We start from the raw sequence: 18,166 nt of genomic DNA, 5'->3' as shown, positions 1-18,166 counted from the left end.
GGCACCCGCTATGAGTTCAGGACTTGTGAGTGTGGCCTATGTGGTCGCTAGCGTATTGTTTATCCTCAGCCTTGGAGGCTTAAGCCACCAGGAATCATCGCGCCGCGGCAATCTTTACGGGGTTGCCGGCATTCTCATTGCGCTAGTGGCTACGGTGGCCAGCGTTAGCGACAGCGGGCTTGTTGTTATTGTGATTGCGGTGCTGGCGGGGGCCAGCATTGGCATTGTTATCGCCAATAAGGTCGAAATGACCCAAATGCCACAGTTGGTGGCGCTGCTGCACAGCTTTGTCGGCTTGGCTGCGGTACTGGTGGGCTTTTCTGGTTACATCGAACCGCTGAAACAAACAACCGGTGCCGAGCAAACCATTAAGCTGGTGGAAGTGCTTCTAGGAGTATTCATTGGTGCCGTCACCTTCACCGGCTCACTGATTGCCTGCGGCAAACTGAATGGCCGTATCGACAGCAAAGCTCTTACATTGCCAGGTAGGCACCTGATAAACCTGGCAGCGCTATTGGCAACGGTACTGTTGGGCGCCTGGTTTCTGAGCTCCGATAGCATGTCCGTGGGCGTGATTGCACTGGTACTGATGACGCTGATTGCCGCCGCTTTGGGTGCGCATTTGATCATGGCTATTGGCGGTGCCGACATGCCAGTAGTGGTTTCTATGCTCAACAGCTATTCCGGCTGGGCCGCCGCGTCTATTGGTTTCATGCTGGGCAATGACTTGCTGATCGTAACCGGTGCGCTGGTTGGCAGCAGCGGCGCGATCCTCAGTTATATTATGTGCAAGGCCATGAACCGGTCGTTTGTCAGCGTTATTTTGGGTGGCTTCGGTCAAACCAGCAGCAGTTCTGCCGCTGCCGGATCTGATCAAACCGCTTTGGAAACCAACATTGACGAGGTGTGTGAGGAACTGCGTAACGCCGATTCGGTGATTATCGTACCGGGTTACGGCATGGCCGTAGCCCAGGCCCAGAATGGGGTTAGTGAGATGACCAAACTGCTGAAGGCGCGCGGAACAACGGTGCGTTTTGGCATTCATCCGGTTGCAGGCCGACTGCCCGGGCACATGAACGTACTGCTGGCGGAAGCGAATGTGTCTTACGACATCGTGCTGGAGATGGACGAAATCAACGGCGATTTCCCGCAGACCGACGTGGTGCTGGTTATCGGTGCTAACGACACAGTGAACCCGGCGGCAGCAGAAGATCCTGGCAGCCCGATCGCTGGCATGCCGGTGCTTGAGGTTTGGAAGGCACGGCAGGTGGTGATTCTTAAACGCGGGATGGCCACGGGTTATGCCGGGGTGGAAAACCCGCTGTTCTTCAAAGACAACTCCCGCATGCTCTTTGGCGATGCCAAAGACAGCATCGACAAACTGGTGGGTGCGTTGCGGGGCTGAGTGATTTGACCCTCTCTGCCATAGAGAGGGTATGCTTTGGTTAGACTCAGTAAAGCTTGGTGAGGGATTTGCGGGCGAAATCGTCCACCTCGCCAAGCCGCCCTTCCTTCACTTTGGTGAGCCATTCCGGGTCTTGAAGCAGTGCTCTGCCGACAGCAATAAGCTCGAATTCGTGGTTGTTCATGCGCTTTACCAGCTCGTCGATACCCGACTGTTCAACCGACTCTTGCTTGCTGGCCATAGTGCCGCTAATGAAATCTTCTGTCAGGCCAACGCTGCCAACAGACATGGCGGGCTTGCCCGACAGCTTCTGAGTCCAGCCTGCAAGATTAAGGTCAGAGCCTTCGAATTCCGGTTCCCAGAAACGGCGAGTTGAGGCATGGAAAATATCCACACCGGCTTCAACTAACGGCTTGAGGAACTGCTCGAGCTGTTCCGGGCTGTGCACCAGTTTTGCGCCATAGTCTTGCTGCTTCCACTGGGAAAAACGCAGCATGATGGGAAATTCGGGGCCCACACGGTGGCGAATCGCTGCCACAATCTCGACCACGAAACGCAGGCGGTTTTCCATGCTGCCGCCGTACTCGTCATCGCGCTGGTTGGTGCCTTCCCACAGAAACTGGTCAAGCAGATAACCGTGGGCGCCGTGAATCTCCACGCCGTCAAACCCCAACGCTTTGGCGTCTTGTGCGGCGTCGGCAAACGCGGTCACAACATTATCGATGTCTTCTTTGCTCATTGCCCTGCCACTCGGTTTGCCGGGCGCAAACAGACCTGACGGGCTGTAGCCGGGAACCGAGGGATCTGGCGCTGCGCCTTCTTTGCGCACCGAACCCACGTGCCAGAGCTGCGGGAAGATAGCGCCACCGCCTTCGTGCACGGCATCGACTACCTTCTTCCAGCCCGCCAACGCATCAACACCGTGAAAAGTGGGTACATCGGGATAACCACTGGCCGCGGGATGATTCACTGTGGTGCCCTCCGTAATGATAAGGCCTATACCGGCTTCGGCACGGCGCCGATAATAGGCAACCACGTTCTCGCCGGGAACGCCGTTAGGCGAGAAACTCCGGGTCATGGGTGCCATGGCAACGCGGTTGCGGAGTATCAGGTTATGAACGTTGAAAGGTTCAAACATGGGGCCCAGGTTCATGGTCATTCGTTACGACTCCTTGAAGCATTTCGATGTTGAATCGGATGGTGGGGAAAGCCAGTAGCTACCTCACTAATTTGGTCTCTTAACGCAACTGTATTTAATCTGGTTTCAATATGCAACCGAATTCTGTAAACTTTGATCCATGGCTAAAAAACGTTTTGATGATTCTAACTGCTCCGTCGCCCGTGCCCTGAATCAAGTAGGAGACTGGTGGTCTTTGCTTGTTGTGCTGCACGCCATGTATGGCACTCGGCGTTTCGTGGACTTTCAGCAAGAGCTGGGTATCGCCAAAAATATCCTGTGCGACCGCTTAGCCCGCCTGGTGGACAACGGCGTGCTGAAAAAAGTAGATGTTGGCGAGCACGGCTCCCGCTTTGAGTACCGACTTACCGAAAAAGGCCGGGATCTGTTTCCGGTGGTTATTGCCCTGCGCCAGTGGGGAAATAAATGGAACCCTGGGTCCGACGACGCCTCGCTGGATTTGCACGACCGGACAACAGGGCAGCCGATCCAAATGGTTCAGGTACAGAACGCCGAAGGTGAGCCTATTACTGTGCGGGACGTTTTCGTATCGGGGTCGCCGGTGCCCGGCACCAAAAAAGACTCTGCCTGATAACCTGCAAGTCTTAGGCCTTTTGCTTGGTCCGTTACCTTTTTAGCACTCTCTGCGAGCGTTCCAGGTTTTGTGCAAATGGCGAAACTCAAGCATGATGAACGCCTGCGGATTCCAGCTACAGGCGTTGGGCGCCACGCTGGCGACATAATGAACACAAGGTGAGTTTATGGCATTGCGATACTGGGTAGTCTTGACGATTCTGATTGGCGGTTTCGTTGCGTTGTTGCCCGGCATATACATGCGTTTGGCTGCGGGTGATCCGCATATGACAGGCGCGCTGCTGGGCGGTTTGTTTGCCGCTGGGGCGACGGCGCTGGGTACAATTCCTGCCATTTTAACGCGCCAGCTTTCGCAGCGTTTTACCGATACGCTGATGGGCTTTGGCGCCGGGGTTATGCTGGCAGCAACGTCGTTTTCATTGATTATACCGGCACTGGATACTGCCGCTGATCAGGGCGCAGGTTCTTGGCTGGCCGGGGGTATTGTTGGTGGTGGCATCATACTGGGCGCTCTGGGTTTGCTGATGATTGAGCGGGTTGTGCCCCATGAACATTTTGTTAAAGGTCTTGAGGGCGGCGCCCGATCCGAAACCAATATTGAGCAGGCAACAAGGCTTAAACGGGTCTGGCTTTTTGTTACGGCAATCGTGTTGCATAACTTTCCTGAAGGCATGGCGATTGGTGTTTCATTTGCCGGGCCGGATCTGGTGGGTGCAAAGGCCCTGGCGGTGGGTATTGCGATACAGGATATTCCCGAAGGTTTTGTGGTTGCGTTGGCCTTGATGAGCGTTGGTTACAGCAAAGGGTTAGCGATTGGCGTTGGTGCCCTCTCTGGTTTGGTGGAGCCTGTCGCGGCCCTGTTGGGCGTCGCCTTGATCGGCCTTTCGGTTCATCTTCTGCCCTGGGGGTTGGCGATTGCGGCCGGCGCAATGCTGTTTGTGATCAGTCATGAAATCATTCCCGAATCCCATCGCGCCGGGCACGAAAGCTGGGCAACGGGTGGGCTTATAATCGGGTTTGTTTTAATGATGCTTCTCGATACAGCACTTTGAACACCAAGCTTCTGGTTCTGGCCCTATGACCGACGAATCAAGAATAACGTGATCGCAACGTTCGGTCCGGCGCTATAGGCCACAACAAGGGGGGGCTGGGTCAGTCTCCTCTTGTTGTCGCTGACCGATTTTTCTGTCTATAGAAAACCCATAACCAAATCTTTGCCTTGCAACCGTTTATAGTGCGTTGTCATCAAAACATCTTTTATCTGTCCTCTAGAATTCACAATTTGTCTGTACGCTTCGGTCCATGGCTTACAACTCTGGTCTGGTGAAAGCTATGTCGAAGAAAGTGATACTGGTGGTGCTGGATGGTCTTGCTTATGAGACCGCGCAACAGTGTATGGGATTTTTGCAGGGGCTAACGGAGCAGGGCAAGGCACCACTGTACAAAATGCAGTGCGAGATCGCTTTACCAACGATCCGGAGCAGTTGATCCAGCACGGCATTTTCTATCACCAAGACACCTATCCAGACAGCCATCTTTATCTGGATGCCGAATGGTTGCGCCATCACCACGATCCTGATTTTCTTTTAGTGCATTCGATGAATGTTGACGATGCCGCTGCTGCACCTCGCCAGCTTGAGTTGTGCGGCACTGTCTGTGAACTTTTGGGTATCAAAGGCCACAACAAACCGGTTGCAACTTCTCTTATAATCTCAGGGTTGTAGCAGCGACTCTGGCAATCTTCGATCTGGATGAAACCCTGTCAGCCAGGGACAGCAGCACGCTGTTTTGCGAACGCGGCAATGGACTGTGCCCGATCTTGGTAACGCTTACTCAACTGAAATACAAGCCTCAACTGAAGACCAAACTTCAATACGACAGAAGCAAACCCATGTCTAGATTTTTCATCGCAGGCGCAATAGCACCGATTGCGAGCAATGTAGTGGTTGCATCATGCCTTCCCGTTACCGGACCTGATGCAGGTGGTGTCTACCCAAACATATTTGAGAAAATCGAATTTTAAACCCTGCAGGGCTGCACCCTGAGCTTCAGTGAAAACCCGGCGATCAAGCAACTGAACAGCCGTATTGCCGGTAATGCTAAGTTGTTGCCTGTGGTCCGGCGCCTGCCGCTGGAACCCTTGATTATTGTGCCTTATCAAAGCATCGGTCAGTACGGGGGTGTGCTGCATGGAACCTCCAAAGCGACTGAGTCCGGCACCTCTGATTTGCTGTCTGTTCGTCGCGTCAATCTCGTCCGGTTCAGCGATGATTTAGCGACTGTGGTGCGTAACGTTGCGAAATCCTGGGACTGGAATGCAGATTTCACAGTGCTGAAAGTAACACTGCGTCAGGGCCATAAGTGGTCTGACGGAGCACCTTTCACCGCCCATGATATTGCCCTCTGGTACAACAACATTCAGATGGATCGCAATGTTATCGAGACGTCGAAAGATCGCTTCCTTTCTGCAGGTAAGCCGGTGAAAGTCGAAGCGCTGAATGACACCACCGTTCAGTTCGTGATGAATGAACCTGCGCCGGGCTATCCGGATAACTTTGCCCAAGATCATGCTCAGCCATTTTTGCCCAAGCACCTGTTAGAAAAATTTTACCCGACGTTTAATAAAGACGCCGACAAGTTGGCCCAGTCTCTGGGTTTCGACAATGGGTCCGCGCTGGAGCAGGATTTATGTGCTGACTCGCGGCTGAAAGTGCTGCCGGTTACCGAGGCCACGGATGATGTCATCGAGCATGTTGTGTGGATGAAAAATCGCCGAAACCTGCCGGGGATTCGTGATTTTATTCATCTGGCGATTGAGCAGTGCTGTGGTGCTTTGTCAGAGCTTAGCGAGTTATAACCATGTCATTTTTTGCAAGCGCCACTCGCCGTCGCCATCGGAGTGTTGCCGTTACGTGGATCTACCTTAAGGCGAATGACCGTTGAATCGCCTCTGCACTTGGTAAAAGCTCCCGAATCATTAGTACTGCACTTATTTCTTGAATTCAGGCTCAGAAAAACCTAAGCTTTTGTAAATAAATAAATAAAAAAACAAGGAAAATATCAATGCTCGATAGAGCCGCCCGGCCAATGGTCAGTCTGGTCGATAAGTATCTGCCAGATCCGTACATCTTTGTAATCATCCTGACCCTGGTCTCTTTCGGTGCCGCTATGGCGTTTGAAGGTCACGGCCCAATGGCTGTGATTGAAATGTGGGGCGACGCTTTCTGGAGCCTGCTCACGTTCTCGATGCAGATGCTGCTTGTTCTGGTTACAGGGTTCATGTTGGCGAGCACGCCGTTTGTTCGGGGAATACTGAACCGCGTTGCCGCACTGGCCAGTACGCCGGGCCAAGCTATTATTCTGGTGACCTTTGTAGCGCTTATTGCAAGCTGGATTAACTGGGGATTCGGCCTGGTTGTGGGCGCTCTTTTTGCCAAGGCGCTAGCCCGGCAAGTCAGGGTTCACTATCCGCTTTTGATCGCAAGCGCCTATTCTGGTTTTATTGTTTGGCACGGGGGCCTAGCCGGCTCCATTCCGCTGGTTATAGCGACCGAAGGCCACTTTAGTCAGGATATTATTGGCGTTATTGGTTCGGGCGAAACCATCTTTGCATTCTTCAACCTTGCCATCATCGGGGCGCTGTTTATTGTTGTTCCGCTGATAAATCGCCTGATGTTGCCGAGCGAAGAAGACAGCGTGTACGTAGACCCAGCGGTGTTAAATGATGAACCAGACACCAGCGTTTCTATAAAACGCCCGGCAGATCATCTTGAAAACAGCCGGGTATTGGCCTGGCTGATTGGTTTTAGCGGGTTGGCGTTTATTTTTCAGTATTTTATGGACGGCGGTGGTTTGAACTTGAACATCGTCAATTTCATGTTTCTGTTCTTGGCCGTTATTCTGCATCAGACGCCTAAACGCCTACTTGATAGCCTGCACGAAGCGGTTAAAGGCGGCTCAGGCATTGTTATTCAGTTTCCGTTCTACGCCGGTATTATGGGCGTAATGACGGCCTCGGGCCTTGCCGCAAGCATTTCATCAGGCTTTGTGTCCATCGCGACAGCCGAGAGCTTGCCGTTCTGGAGCTTCATCAGCGCCGGGCTGGTCAACATATTCGTTCCCTCCGGCGGTGGCCAGTGGGCCGTGCAAGCGCCTGTTATGTTGCCTGCGGCTCAAGAGCTTGGTGCAAGCATTCCGCGCGTGGCTATGGCCGTTGCCTGGGGCGATGCATGGACCAACCTGCTGCAACCCTTCTGGGCATTACCGGTTCTTGCCATTGCAGGGCTTAAAGCCAAGGACATTATGGGATACTGCCTGATGCTGCTTATCATCACCGGCGTGATTATCAGCGTTGGTCTTACCTGGCTCTAAAACCGTGCTGATTACAATCTGGGGCATATTGGCTCCAGGTTGTGGTTCAGCTTGTAGAAAAACGACTGACACACGCCCCCTCAAAACCTACTTAGCCTGCGCCTATGAAAAGCACGTTGTATCCATACCGTTTTCAGCCCACCCGGATTCGCTCCGAGCTCATGCGGATGCTCCCCATTTCCCTATTTGTGGTGGCGTTTGGTGCTGCGTTTGGTTTGGCGGCGGTGCAGAAAGGGCTGGCCCCTTTAGACACTATTCTGATGAGTACCCTGGTGTTCGCCGGGGCCTCGCAGTTTGCCACGCTTGATATGTGGGGCGCCGAGGTCTCGGTGATCCCTGTTATGGTCGTGGTGTTCGCGATCAACTCCCGGCATCTGCTGATGGGCGCGTCGCTTTACCCTATGTTGAAAGACGTAGCGCCCGCCAAACGTTATAGCCTGCTTCTGGTTCTTACCGACGCCAACTGGGCAATAGCCGCTCAGGATTACCAAAGAGGTAATCGTAACCTGGAGGTTATTCTGGGCGGTGGTCTGGTGCTTTGGCTGGCGTGGATTTTAGGCACCTGGTTAGGCGTCTACTTTGGCGGGCTGCTGCAGAATCCGAAGAACCTGGGGTTAGACATGGTTTTGGGCTGCTTTCTTCTGTCCATGGCTTTAGGCGGGAAGAAGAGCCCGCGAATTCTTGTTGCCTGGGCGCTGGCTGCGCTGGCGTCGTTAGCCGCATGGAAATGGCTGCCCGCCAACACACACGTTGTCGCAGGCGCCCTTGCTGGCGGTGTGGTCGGGTTTTTCTGGCTTGAGGAAAAACCGGGCAAAGAGACGGCCGGGGAAACACCCACGTGACCATTGACACCACCACAACAGGCGTTTTGGTACTGATACTGATCATGACGCTGGTAACCTTGGCGACCCGTTTTGGCGGCGTGTTTATCATGTCCTTCGTGCGGATAAGCCCTCGCATAGAGAGCTTTATTAACACCATGGCCAGCTCTGTGCTTATCGCTATCATAGTGCCCATGGCCTTTGAGGGCGATGCAGGGGCGCTTGCTGCTTTGTCAGTAACCGCTGTAACTATGCTGGTCCTTCAAAAACCCTTGCCAGCGATTGCGGCCGGTGTCTTCGCCGCGGCGGCTTTGCGTTATCTGTTTTAAAATCCCGGCGCCGAGTATTGCCGAATTCGTGGCCGCTACTAATACGCAATGTTACAAATTAACAACCTTTTAACAACAGTGGCCAACCGGTGTATTGGCTATTTTTTAGTTCTGATATTCGATTAAGCGAACTGAATAAAAAACAACAATTTCTAGCGACAGGAATACGATAACTCCAGTTGCTTTAGGGGGGGATTATGTCAGTATCTGCTACCCAGCTTGAAGAGCGAACTCAGGATTCATCGGAATTGCTTGAAGGCATTATGCCTTCAGCGATCACCTTTGCCATGATGCTGCGACACAAGAATATGTCGGCTTGGTTAAGGACTGAATTTGACGGCTATCAGAATGCGGATGCTGCACCGCCATATCGCCGCGGTTTGCCCGGCCATATTGTTGCAAAATCTCCCCAATATGGCTGGATTCCAGCGCCAGTGAAACCTCAGCAAACAACGGACTTTGGCCGGCTGGATCTGACCGAAGGCGTCAAAGATCTGGAACAGTTCTGCGTGAGCAGCAAAAAAGGTAACGGTAAACGGATGCAGTTGAGTAAAGAGATAACCGCCGTTCTTCAGAAACAAATCAACCTGAGTGCAGAGCTTGCGATTAATGTAAGTCGCGAGGAATACTGCAAGATTCTCAAAATCGTTCGCGGTACCCTTTACCTGTGGGCACAAGCGCTGATTGCACAGGGTTTGACCGGCGAACATAACCATTACACTGCGGAGCAGCGGGCGTTAGTGGCAGAGCTAGACGACCCGCATAAGTTCTGGCGCAAGGCAACGGCCGAAGCAGACAGCTTGCCAATGCCAGAGATAAAAACCGCCGGTTTCCTCGACAGAATGTTCGGGCGCGCGAGCTGAGGAAAAACAACCTGAATGACTGTGCTTTCCCCCTATGCGACCTACCAGCAGGCACTGGCCGCAGGTTTTAAAGAGGACCCCGCTCAGCAACGGGCTGCTTTGAGTTTGCAGCGCTGCTATGAACAGTTGCAATCAGCCGACCCGGATGTTCAAGGCGTGTATCTCTGGGGGCCGGTGGGGCGTGGAAAAACCTGGTTAATGGATCGTTTTCATCAGGCTTTAGCCGTGCCTGCCCGGCGACAACACTTCCATCATTTTATTCGCTGGGTTCACCGGCGCTTGTTTCAGTTAACCGGACAGGAAAATCCGCTGCGCCTTTTGGTGCAGGAGTTGGCGGCCGAGGCACGGGTGTTGTGCCTTGATGAGCTTTTCATCAGTGACATTGGCGATGCCATTCTTGTCGGTGGTTTATTGCGTGAATTACTTGCGCAAAGGTTGGTATTGGTGACAACGTCAAACCAGCCACCGGATGAGTTGTACGCAGATGGCTTTAATCGTGAACGACTGCTGCCGGCTATTACCGCACTCAACCAGCAGATGCAGGTTGTGAGCGTGGATGGCGGCCAAGACCATCGGTTACATCCTGGCCAAAGCCAACAACGCTATTGGGTTAACCAGCCCCAGGCTTTGGAGGCGGCGTTCACAGAGTTACTCATTAGCGGCGAGCAAACCCATAGCCAACCGGTGCTGTTGGGCCATCGGTACATCAAGGTGGTCCGGCGCAGCGAGCGCCTGCTGTGGTGCCGCTATAACGATCTATGTGAGCAGCCACTGGCCGCACAAGATTTTATCGAGATGTGTGATTGTTTCTCCCATATTTTTTTGAGCGACGTGCCCCAACTCACAGGCGCTGGGCAACAAACGGCGATTGCCCGTGGCACCGAAGATGGCGTAACGCAGGTTGCCGCCGGAGACCGTCAGTTGCCTGCGCTGTCGCGCCAGGATGACGGCGTGCGCCGATTCATTGCGCTGTTAGATGAGTGCTACGACCGCAGTATTCCGCTGTACCTGAGCGCGGCCGTGCCGTTAAACCAGCTATACAGCCGGGGCGCGTTGGGGTTCCCGTTTCGCCGCGCCCTTAGCCGCCTGCAAGAAATGCAGTTTCGGCGATTTGGGCAGTCTGCGGTAAGCTCCGAAAGTAACTCTTGAAACGCTAAATGCAACTGAGGCGAATCAATGACTTGTCAAAAATCTGTAACCCACTACAGTTAGGCTTATAAGTTGCTCTTCATTGTTTTTCATTGTTCACAAGGACAGGCCAAATCATGAAATTTCTGCATCAATTCAAGGTTTTGACACTGGTTACTGCGGTAACAGCGACGTTTTCGATGTCGGCCCAGGCTGAAACACTTCGGCTGCTGACATGGGGCGGTTACGCGCCACAGGATGTGGTTGAGCAATTCGAGAAAGAAACTGGCATTGAAGTTAAAATAACCCTCTCCAACAATGAAGACATGATTTCAAAGCTGCGTGCCACACGCGGCGCGGGCTTTGACCTGGCCCAGCCAAGCCAGGACCGCATTGTAAGCGCCCAGGCGGATTTCGATATTTATAAGCCGATGGATCTGAGCAAAATCGACACGGCAAAGATCATCCCCTCCATGTTGGCAGCCACTAAAAAGAACACCGAATTTGAAGGCGAGGTTTACGGTGTTCCGCACGTTTGGGGCACCAGTGGCCTGATCGTTAACCGCGAGGCCGCAGGCACGGTGAAAGATTACACCGATCTGTGTGATGACTCGTTAAGTGGCTCTGTGTCTTATCGCTTGAAGCGTCCCACATTGATTGGTTTTGCGTTCGCACTCGGTGAAGACCCATTCGCCGCTTACGGCGATACGGAAAAATACCAGGCCATTCTGGATAAAGTGGAAGAAAAACTGGTCTCCTGTAAGAGCAATGTAAAAGCCTATTGGTCCGGCGGCGACGCCTTGCTGAACCTGATGCGTTCGGGCGAAGTGTCTGCGGCTATGGCCTGGGATGCGGGTGGCTGGAAGCTTAACTCAGAAAACCCGGACATCACGTTTGTGGCGCCCGGATCCGGTGCGCTGGGCTGGATTGATACCTTTGTGTTGCCGCGCAAAACCCAAGCCGAAGACGCCGCTTACAAGTGGATCAACTTTGTGATGCAGCCCGAAGTTGCGGCCCGTATTACCGAGTCTGCCGGCAACTTTACGGCGTCCAAAGGCAGTGATGAATTTGTGAATGACACACTGAAAGCCCAGTTCAAACAGAGCTTTCCAGAAGTGGATCTGGATAATATCAACTGGTACCCGCCCGTTCCCGCCGGTTTGGAAGAAATGGAAGGCAAGGTACTCGATCGGGTGAAAGCCGCTAATTAAGCTCGATTAAGGTTGTTGTCTATGTCAGATCAAGCATGCGCATCGGGTGCCGATGCGGGGGTGCAGGAAGATCTTGCCTGCACCCTGCTGAGCAAACATTTTGGTGAGTTTACTGCGGTCGACGGGGTGTCGTTCAGCATCCCCCGCGGGGCGTTCTTTTCCATCCTTGGCCCGTCTGGCTGCGGCAAAACAACGCTGCTGCGGATGTTGGCTGGGTTTCAGCAACCGGATTCCGGTGACATTCTGATTAAAGGAAAGTCAGTGCTGGATACGCCGCCGAACAAGCGGCCGGTTAATATGGTATTTCAGCACCTGGCACTGTTTCCGACCATGTCGGTGGCCGAAAACATTGCTTATGGGTTGAAGCGCAAAGGCATTCCGAAGCGTGAACACGCCACCCTGATTGACGAAGTACTGGCCAAGGTTCACTTGCCTGGGTACGGCGACAAACGCATTGATCAGCTCTCTGGCGGGCAAAAACAGCGCGTAGCCATAGCCCGCTGCCTGGTGCTGAACCCCGCCGTGTTGTTACTCGATGAGCCGTTAGGCGCTCTGGATTTAAAACTGCGCGAGCAAATGAAAATTGAGCTTAAACGGTTGCAGCGCGAGTTCAACACCACGTTTGTTTACATCACCCACGACCAGTCTGAAGCACTGGTTATGTCTGACCAAGTAGCGGTAATGAACAAGGGCCGGTTTGAGCAGGTCGGCACGCCGCAAGAGCTTTACTACCAGCCAAAAACCGCCTTTGTGGCAGGCTTTGTTGGCGATAGCAACCAGTACGCAGGCAAGGTACAGTCGCAGTCTGGCGACCTTGTCACCCTTGTGACCGAGCAGGGTGTGCGTTTGTTGAGCCACGCCAACCAACCGTTGCTGGCGGGCTCACCCATTACCTTGTTTGTTCGGCCGGAAGTGATGCAGATCAGCACATCCAGGCCGGCAACGGAACAAGACAATTGCCTGGCCGTCACCGTTTCGCGCGTACTGTTTGATGGCGCACAAAGCCGGGTTCAGGTGGAAACCGCCGAAGGCGCCGAGCTTACAGTAGCGCTGCCGCAGACCGCAGACTTTCAGGCATTAGAGCCGGGCCGATCGGTGCATGTCAGTTGGCAAGCCAGTCAGTGCCTCTGTTTCGCCGCCCCCGCGGATACGAAGCCGCTGGGTACGCCATGAGCAAAGCAAACGGCAACTTCAACCGTACCCAATTCCGCCTGGGCTTTTGGCTGTTGCTGGCGCCTATCGTACTCTGGCTCAGCTTGCTGATTATTCTGCCGCACATCGATATGGTGCTGGTGTCGCTGCGGGAGCGCATTGCCTCCCGGCAATACGGTTTCAGCTTTAGTAACTACACCGCGTTTTTTACCGAACCTCTGTATTGGAATACCTTTGTTCGCACCGCGGTGATGTCTATTGTTGCCACGGTGCTGACGCTGATCATTGCCTTCCCGGTGTCGTTTTATATTGCCAAGGTACTCACCGGAAGGCCGCGGATTGCGTTGTTTATTTTGTGCTTGCTGCCGTTCTGGGTCAGCGAACTGGTGCGTACTTACGGCTGGATGATATTACTGCGGGAAACCGGTCTGATCAGCGGCGCGCTGCAATGGTTCGGGCTTGCGGACCAGCCCGTTGAAATGCTCTATAACGACGTCGCCATTATGGTGGGGCTGATCTACACCTCCATGCTGTTTATGGTCGTGCCACTGGTGACCACCCTCGACAGCCTGGACAACAGCCTGATTGAAGCCGGATACGACCTGGGTGGCAGCAGTTGGAACGTGATGCGCAGTATTGTGATTCCCCACGCTATGCCTGGCATCATGAGCGGCTGCATTGTGGTGTTTATGCTAACGCTCGGAAATTACCTGACCCCAACACTGCTGGGCGGCAAATCCAGCCTGTGGTTTACCGAGCAGATCTACACTCAGTTTATTACCCGCTTTAACTGGGAGCAGGGCGCCGCTTTCGGCATTTTGCTGCTGATACTCTCGTCACTCATCGTTTGGTTGGGCCTGAAAATCACCAGGCAGTCGTTTACACGGGTGATGTCATGATTCCCTCTATTCCCAGCAGCCGTTTCTTTCGGGTTTCCTACCTGAGTTATGTAACGCTGTTTTTCATTTTTTTAATCACTCCCCTGGTGGTTGTGGCGGCGTTCTCGTTTAACGACGCCTTATTTCCGTCGCTGCCGTGGAATGGTTTCACCTGGGACTGGTATCTGGGTAAGGGCGATCCCAGGCTCGGCCTGTTGCACGATGACGCCCTGCTCGACAGTATCGGTGTGAGTGTTCAGGTGGCCATTGTCACCACTATGGCCAGTCTGGCACTGGCCACCTGCAACGCTTTTTTGTTCGAGCGCGAACAGTTTCCGGGTAAGAACTTTCTTTACGTGCTGATGCTGATGCCACTGGTGATACCGGGGGTGATACTCGGGGTATCCATTCTGGTGTTCAGCAGTACCGTGGCTAACTGGTTTGAGGTGCAGTTTGGTTATGAAATAGAAGCCCTGCGCCCGGGCCTGGTATTGGTCACGCTTGGGCAATTTGCGTTCCTTACCACCATTGCCACCTTGGTGATCTCTGCGCGCCTGCGCAAATTCGACATTACCCAGGAAGAAGCCGCCATGAACCTGGGCGCCAGCCGCTTGACCGCCATTGCCACCGTTACCCTACCGTTCCTGAAACCCGCGCTTTTTGGTGCCGGCGTGGTGGCGTTTCTAATGTCGTTTGAAAACTTCAACACGACGTTAATGCTGGTGGGCTCCGATGCCCCGCTGACCATTGCGATGTTTGACCGGCTGCGGGAAGGCTCAACACCGGTATTAAACGCGGTGTCGGTGTTGCTGATGGTGGGGTCCGCGTGTTTGGCGCTGGTTTCACTATTCGTGCAGCGCCCGGCCAAGCCTTAATCTACGCATTACAAGATGCTGTGAAAGGCTGCATTTTTTGATTTTTCCCCTACCTATTATTCACATGCAAAGCCCGCAAGGTGTGTTAACTTTGTGGTCATATCCGAGGGTTGCATCGCCATAGACGCCGTTGGGAAATAGTATGCCTGCAATCAGAGATAAGACATGAGCGTTGAAAAAACACACCGGCCTTGGCTAAACGCGGTAATAGTTTCACCCTGCAGTAAATATTTTTTCGTTGTACTCGCCGTTGTCAGCTTGATCGCAAGCATTGAAATATGGCCCCTATCCGTAACCCATTCTGTTTTTGAGCATGGCTTTTATTTTCTGGTGATGGCTACGTTTGCCATTACCTGCCCATTCATTGCTCACCGTATCCATGTTACTCATCGTATCCAAAAAGCACTCAAACAGGCTGAATCCGTATCAGAGGCGAGCGTCAAGAGCGAGCAGCTCATCAGAACCATTGTTGATAGCGCGCCAAATATGATGGGCTATTGGGACAAGAATTTACGTTGCCGCTTTGCCAACAATGCGTTCAGTGAATGGTTTGGCATGCCACCCGAAGACGTTATCGGGATTCGGTTTCAGGACTTGGTCAGCGAGCAACTGTATGCCCTGAATGAGCCCCATATTCGTGCGGTGCTGGCTGGCAAACCGCAACGCTTTGAGCGCACTCTGACCAAAGCCGATGGCAGTGTCGGGCATATCATAGGGCACTATATTCCAGACTTTGAAGCCGGTGGTACGGTTCGGGGGTTCTCTATTCAGGCCAACGAAATAACGGTTCTTAAGGAGATTGAGGCAAAGCTCAAGCTGGCGGCGTGTGTTTTCGACAATACGCTCGATGGTGTTTTGATTACAAATGTTGACGGCGTGATCTTATCGGTTAATCCAGGGTTCGTCGAAATTACGGGCTACACCGTTGAGGAATCTGTCGGGCAAACTCCTCATATTTTGCACTCCGACCGGCATGACCAGACGTTTTATACGTCCATGTGGGAGGAAATAAACGCCGAGGGGTGCTGGCATGGCGAAATATGGAACCGCCGTAAAGACGGCGAGCTTTACCTGCAACGCATGACCATCAGTGTGGTGCTTGATGGGGTCGGCGAGCCCATGCGCTATGTCTCTGTATTCAGTGATATTACGGCACTTTGGAAAAAAGACGAGCACATCCGGCATTTGGCGTTTCACGATGCCTTGACCGACTTGCCCAACAGAACCTTACTGATGGACAGGATTAGCCAAAAAGTGCTCCATTCCAATCGCGAAGAGAGCCATTTTGCACTGATGTTTCTCGACCTTGATGGATTTAAGCTGGTAAACGACCAACTGGGTCACAAGTTTGGAGACGACCTGTTAAAAGATGTGGCGAAACGGTTGCTGGCGCTGGTGCGAAGCTCCGATACCATAGCCCGTGTGGGTGGCGATGAGTTTATCTTTCTCCTTAACAACCCGCGGGGAAGAGACGAAATTACCGATGTCGCGAATCGTATTGTTGCCTCGATTAATGAGCCCATAGAGATTCTGGGTGAGGTGGTCCAGATAGGCGTATCGCTGGGTATTGCCACTTTCCCTGCTGATGGGGACAGTGCCTCGGATTTGATCATAAATGCCGACAGTGCAATGTATGCCGCCAAAAGTTTCGGCAACAATAATATCCGGTTCTTTTCGGCTGAGCACTCGCCCCTCCCGAAACCTATTGTGCTGAAATAACCCCCCCATACCTTTTCAATCTAACCTTGCAGGCCTTCGCACGCACCAATAGTGAGCATGGGGCTTTCGACTGCGTGTGTTTTGGTGCGTTGTGCTTACAAATTGTTTCAATTGTATTCTGCCTTACTCGTCTTTTGCGCCTTAACGTATTGAATTTATGAGTGAATGGTCATGGTTGGAACGTTCCATGCAGAGGAAGGGATGTGTTGCTGACCAACAGCGCAATCCATCAAGACGCAAAGGAAGACGAAATGAGCATCAGAAAACATGTGAAACTGGCCGTCTCTGCACTGGCGCTATCCATTTCTTTTAGTGCCCTCGCTGCGGAGGACCCCATCAAGGTTGGTATTTTGCATTCCCTCTCCGGAACCATGGCCATCAGCGAATCCGCCTTGAAAGACACCATGCTGATGCTGATCGAAAAACAGAACGCAGCGGGTGGTATCCTGGGCCGCCAGCTTGAGCCTGTGGTGGTTGACCCCGCGTCTAACTGGCCGCTGTTTGCTGAAAAAGCTCGCGAGCTGTTGGCAAAAGACAAGGTCGACGTTATTTTTGGCAACTGGACCTCGGTATCACGCAAGTCGGTACTGCCCGTTATCGAAGAGCTTAATGGTTTGCTGTTTTACCCGGTTCAGTATGAAGGCGAAGAGTCGTCTGAAAACGTGTTCTACACTGGCGCAGCGCCCAACCAGCAGGCAATACCTGCGGTTAACTATCTGATGAACGACATCGGCGTTGAGCGCTGGGTGTTGGCCGGTACCGATTATGTGTACCCGCGCACCACCAACAAGATTTTGGAAACCTACCTGAAAGCCCAGGGCGTGGCCCCCGAAGACATCATGATTAACTACACGCCTTTCGGTCATTCTGATTGGCAGGCGATTGTGTCGGATATCAAAGCGTTCGGCAGTGCCGGCAAGAAAACGGCGGTTGTTTCCACCATTAACGGTGACGCCAACGTTCCTTTCTACCGCGAGCTGGGCAACCAGGGCATCAATGCCGCTGATATTCCGGTAGTCGCCTTCTCTGTGGGTGAGCAGGAGCTGTCGGGTATCGACACAGGCCCACTGGTCGGCCACCTGGCGGCTTGGAATTACTTCATGAGCGTAGATGCCGACGCCAACTATGAATTCATCGACGCCTGGGTTGCTTACACCGGTAAGGAAGACGCCGTTACCAACGACCCGATGGAAGCCCATTACATTGGCTTCAACATGTACGTGGAAGCGGTGAAAAAAGCCGGCACCACCGATGTAAACGCAGTGAAAGACGCCATTATCGGCGTTGCTGTGCCCAACCTCACCGGTGGCATCGCCACCATGATGCCCAACCACCACATCACCAAGCCGGTGCTGATTGGCGAGATTCAAGACAACGGGCAGTTCTCCGTGGTGTGGCAAACGCCGTCAACGGTTGTGGGCGATGCCTGGTCTGATTTCCTGCCAGGCTCAAAAGATCTGATCAGCGACTGGCGCAAGCCGATGTCCTGCGGAAACTTCAACGTGGTTAGCGGAACCTGTGGCGGCAAAGCGGCAGTGGTTGCTCAGTAAGGTCAAAACGGTCATACCTTTTCGCGGGCGGGGTTGATCCTCGTCCGCTTTTTTACAACAGCATGTTTTGTTGAACTCTTTTTTTTAAATAAA

The 18,166-nt window shown here is 53.1% G+C and carries 16 protein-coding genes and 1 pseudogene; 16 read left to right on the top strand and 1 reads right to left on the bottom strand.

The window, feature by feature from the left end:
* Positions 1 to 10: 10 nt before the first annotated feature.
* A complete protein-coding gene (gene pntB, locus MRBBS_RS14580) occupies positions 11 to 1,405 on the top strand; it encodes a Re/Si-specific NAD(P)(+) transhydrogenase subunit beta (protein ID WP_041635324.1) in 1,395 nt (464 codons plus the stop codon).
* A gap of 46 nt (positions 1,406 to 1,451) precedes the next feature.
* Here pntB and MRBBS_RS14575 read toward each other — a convergent pair whose 3' ends face one another.
* Positions 1,452 to 2,564, bottom strand: coding sequence for an NADH:flavin oxidoreductase (locus tag MRBBS_RS14575; RefSeq protein ID WP_041635323.1), 1,113 nt, complete (start codon positions 2,562 to 2,564; stop codon positions 1,452 to 1,454).
* 139 nt (positions 2,565 to 2,703) lie between these two features.
* On the opposite strand from MRBBS_RS14575, the gene MRBBS_RS14570 reads away from it, so the two are divergent.
* The 15 genes and pseudogenes from MRBBS_RS14570 (at position 2,704) to urtA (ending at position 18,073) form a co-directional block, all read left to right on the top strand.
* On the top strand, positions 2,704 to 3,174 hold the full coding sequence (locus MRBBS_RS14570) for a winged helix-turn-helix transcriptional regulator (protein WP_014872330.1): 471 nt from the start codon (positions 2,704 to 2,706) through the stop codon (positions 3,172 to 3,174).
* 169 nt (positions 3,175 to 3,343) lie between these two features.
* Positions 3,344 to 4,228 carry a ZIP family metal transporter gene (locus tag MRBBS_RS14565; RefSeq protein WP_014872329.1) on the top strand — a complete coding sequence of 295 codons (885 nt, stop codon included), beginning with the start codon at positions 3,344 to 3,346 and terminating at the stop codon, positions 4,226 to 4,228.
* A 280-nt stretch (positions 4,229 to 4,508) separates the two neighbouring features.
* Positions 4,509 to 4,900 (top strand): annotated as a pseudogene (locus MRBBS_RS14560) (hypothetical protein).
* Positions 4,901 to 5,289: 389 nt separating this feature from the next.
* Complete coding sequence (locus MRBBS_RS14555; RefSeq protein ID WP_227497679.1) at positions 5,290 to 6,033, top strand: ABC transporter substrate-binding protein; 744 nt, start codon at positions 5,290 to 5,292, stop codon at positions 6,031 to 6,033.
* A 206-nt stretch (positions 6,034 to 6,239) separates the two neighbouring features.
* Positions 6,240 to 7,547 carry a short-chain fatty acid transporter gene (locus tag MRBBS_RS14550; RefSeq protein WP_014872324.1) on the top strand — a complete coding sequence of 436 codons (1,308 nt, stop codon included), beginning with the start codon at positions 6,240 to 6,242 and terminating at the stop codon, positions 7,545 to 7,547.
* Between the two features lie 161 nt (positions 7,548 to 7,708).
* Positions 7,709 to 8,389, top strand: a complete 681-nt coding sequence (locus tag MRBBS_RS14545) for an AzlC family ABC transporter permease (protein ID WP_014872323.1) — start codon at positions 7,709 to 7,711, stop codon at positions 8,387 to 8,389.
* The gene (locus tag MRBBS_RS14540) at positions 8,386 to 8,697 is read left to right on the top strand and encodes an AzlD family protein (protein ID WP_014872322.1); all 312 of its coding nucleotides are present in this window, start codon (positions 8,386 to 8,388) and stop codon (positions 8,695 to 8,697) included. Before MRBBS_RS14545 ends, MRBBS_RS14540 begins: the two co-directional genes overlap by 4 nt.
* A 197-nt stretch (positions 8,698 to 8,894) precedes the next feature.
* Positions 8,895 to 9,560: a hypothetical protein gene (locus MRBBS_RS14535; protein WP_014872321.1), complete on the top strand. Its 666-nt coding sequence runs from the start codon at positions 8,895 to 8,897 to the stop codon at positions 9,558 to 9,560.
* Between the two features lie 15 nt (positions 9,561 to 9,575).
* Positions 9,576 to 10,709: a cell division protein ZapE gene (gene zapE / locus MRBBS_RS14530; RefSeq protein WP_014872320.1), complete on the top strand. Its 1,134-nt coding sequence runs from the start codon at positions 9,576 to 9,578 to the stop codon at positions 10,707 to 10,709.
* Positions 10,710 to 10,825: 116 nt separating this feature from the next.
* Entirely contained in the window at positions 10,826 to 11,899 is a 1,074-nt protein-coding gene (locus tag MRBBS_RS14525; RefSeq protein ID WP_014872319.1) for an extracellular solute-binding protein, read from the top strand.
* A 21-nt stretch (positions 11,900 to 11,920) separates the two neighbouring features.
* Positions 11,921 to 13,072, top strand: coding sequence for an ABC transporter ATP-binding protein (locus tag MRBBS_RS14520; protein ID WP_014872318.1), 1,152 nt, complete (start codon positions 11,921 to 11,923; stop codon positions 13,070 to 13,072).
* Positions 13,069 to 13,950, top strand: coding sequence for an ABC transporter permease (locus MRBBS_RS14515; protein WP_014872317.1), 882 nt, complete (start codon positions 13,069 to 13,071; stop codon positions 13,948 to 13,950). Before MRBBS_RS14520 ends, MRBBS_RS14515 begins: the two co-directional genes overlap by 4 nt.
* Positions 13,947 to 14,804, top strand: coding sequence for an ABC transporter permease (locus MRBBS_RS14510; RefSeq protein WP_014872316.1), 858 nt, complete (start codon positions 13,947 to 13,949; stop codon positions 14,802 to 14,804). Before MRBBS_RS14515 ends, MRBBS_RS14510 begins: the two co-directional genes overlap by 4 nt.
* Positions 14,805 to 14,969: 165 nt before the next feature.
* Entirely contained in the window at positions 14,970 to 16,523 is a 1,554-nt protein-coding gene (locus MRBBS_RS14505; RefSeq protein WP_014872315.1) for a sensor domain-containing diguanylate cyclase, read from the top strand.
* A 251-nt stretch (positions 16,524 to 16,774) separates the two neighbouring features.
* On the top strand, positions 16,775 to 18,073 hold the full coding sequence (gene urtA / locus MRBBS_RS14500; RefSeq protein WP_041635656.1) for an urea ABC transporter substrate-binding protein: 1,299 nt from the start codon (positions 16,775 to 16,777) through the stop codon (positions 18,071 to 18,073).
* Positions 18,074 to 18,166: the final 93 nt, after the last annotated feature.

Origin of the sequence: Marinobacter sp. BSs20148, assembly GCF_000283275.1 — a bacterium.
GTDB lineage: Bacteria > Pseudomonadota > Gammaproteobacteria > Pseudomonadales > Oleiphilaceae > Marinobacter > Marinobacter psychrophilus.
Note: the sequence above shows the minus strand (reverse complement) of the source record. Positions and strands in the feature narration are given on the sequence as shown.

Excerpts from the sequence above, each read along its gene's own strand:
- MRBBS_RS14550 (WP_014872324.1), top strand. The coding sequence starts at position 6,240 with ATGCTCGATAGAGCCGCCCGGCCAATGGTCAGTCTGGTCGATAAGTAT.
- zapE (WP_014872320.1), top strand. The coding sequence starts at position 9,576 with ATGACTGTGCTTTCCCCCTATGCGACCTACCAGCAGGCACTGGCCGCA.
- pntB (WP_041635324.1), top strand. The coding sequence starts at position 11 with ATGAGTTCAGGACTTGTGAGTGTGGCCTATGTGGTCGCTAGCGTATTG.
- MRBBS_RS14510 (WP_014872316.1), top strand. The coding sequence starts at position 13,947 with ATGATTCCCTCTATTCCCAGCAGCCGTTTCTTTCGGGTTTCCTACCTG.
- MRBBS_RS14535 (WP_014872321.1), top strand. The coding sequence starts at position 8,895 with ATGTCAGTATCTGCTACCCAGCTTGAAGAGCGAACTCAGGATTCATCG.
- MRBBS_RS14570 (WP_014872330.1), top strand. The coding sequence starts at position 2,704 with ATGGCTAAAAAACGTTTTGATGATTCTAACTGCTCCGTCGCCCGTGCC.
- MRBBS_RS14525 (WP_014872319.1), top strand. The coding sequence starts at position 10,826 with ATGAAATTTCTGCATCAATTCAAGGTTTTGACACTGGTTACTGCGGTA.
- urtA (WP_041635656.1), top strand. The coding sequence starts at position 16,775 with ATGAGCATCAGAAAACATGTGAAACTGGCCGTCTCTGCACTGGCGCTA.
- MRBBS_RS14565 (WP_014872329.1), top strand. The coding sequence starts at position 3,344 with ATGGCATTGCGATACTGGGTAGTCTTGACGATTCTGATTGGCGGTTTC.
- MRBBS_RS14520 (WP_014872318.1), top strand. The coding sequence starts at position 11,921 with ATGTCAGATCAAGCATGCGCATCGGGTGCCGATGCGGGGGTGCAGGAA.
- MRBBS_RS14515 (WP_014872317.1), top strand. The coding sequence starts at position 13,069 with ATGAGCAAAGCAAACGGCAACTTCAACCGTACCCAATTCCGCCTGGGC.
- MRBBS_RS14505 (WP_014872315.1), top strand. The coding sequence starts at position 14,970 with ATGAGCGTTGAAAAAACACACCGGCCTTGGCTAAACGCGGTAATAGTT.
- MRBBS_RS14575 (WP_041635323.1), bottom strand. The coding sequence starts at position 2,564 with ATGACCATGAACCTGGGCCCCATGTTTGAACCTTTCAACGTTCATAAC.
- MRBBS_RS14545 (WP_014872323.1), top strand. The coding sequence starts at position 7,709 with ATGCGGATGCTCCCCATTTCCCTATTTGTGGTGGCGTTTGGTGCTGCG.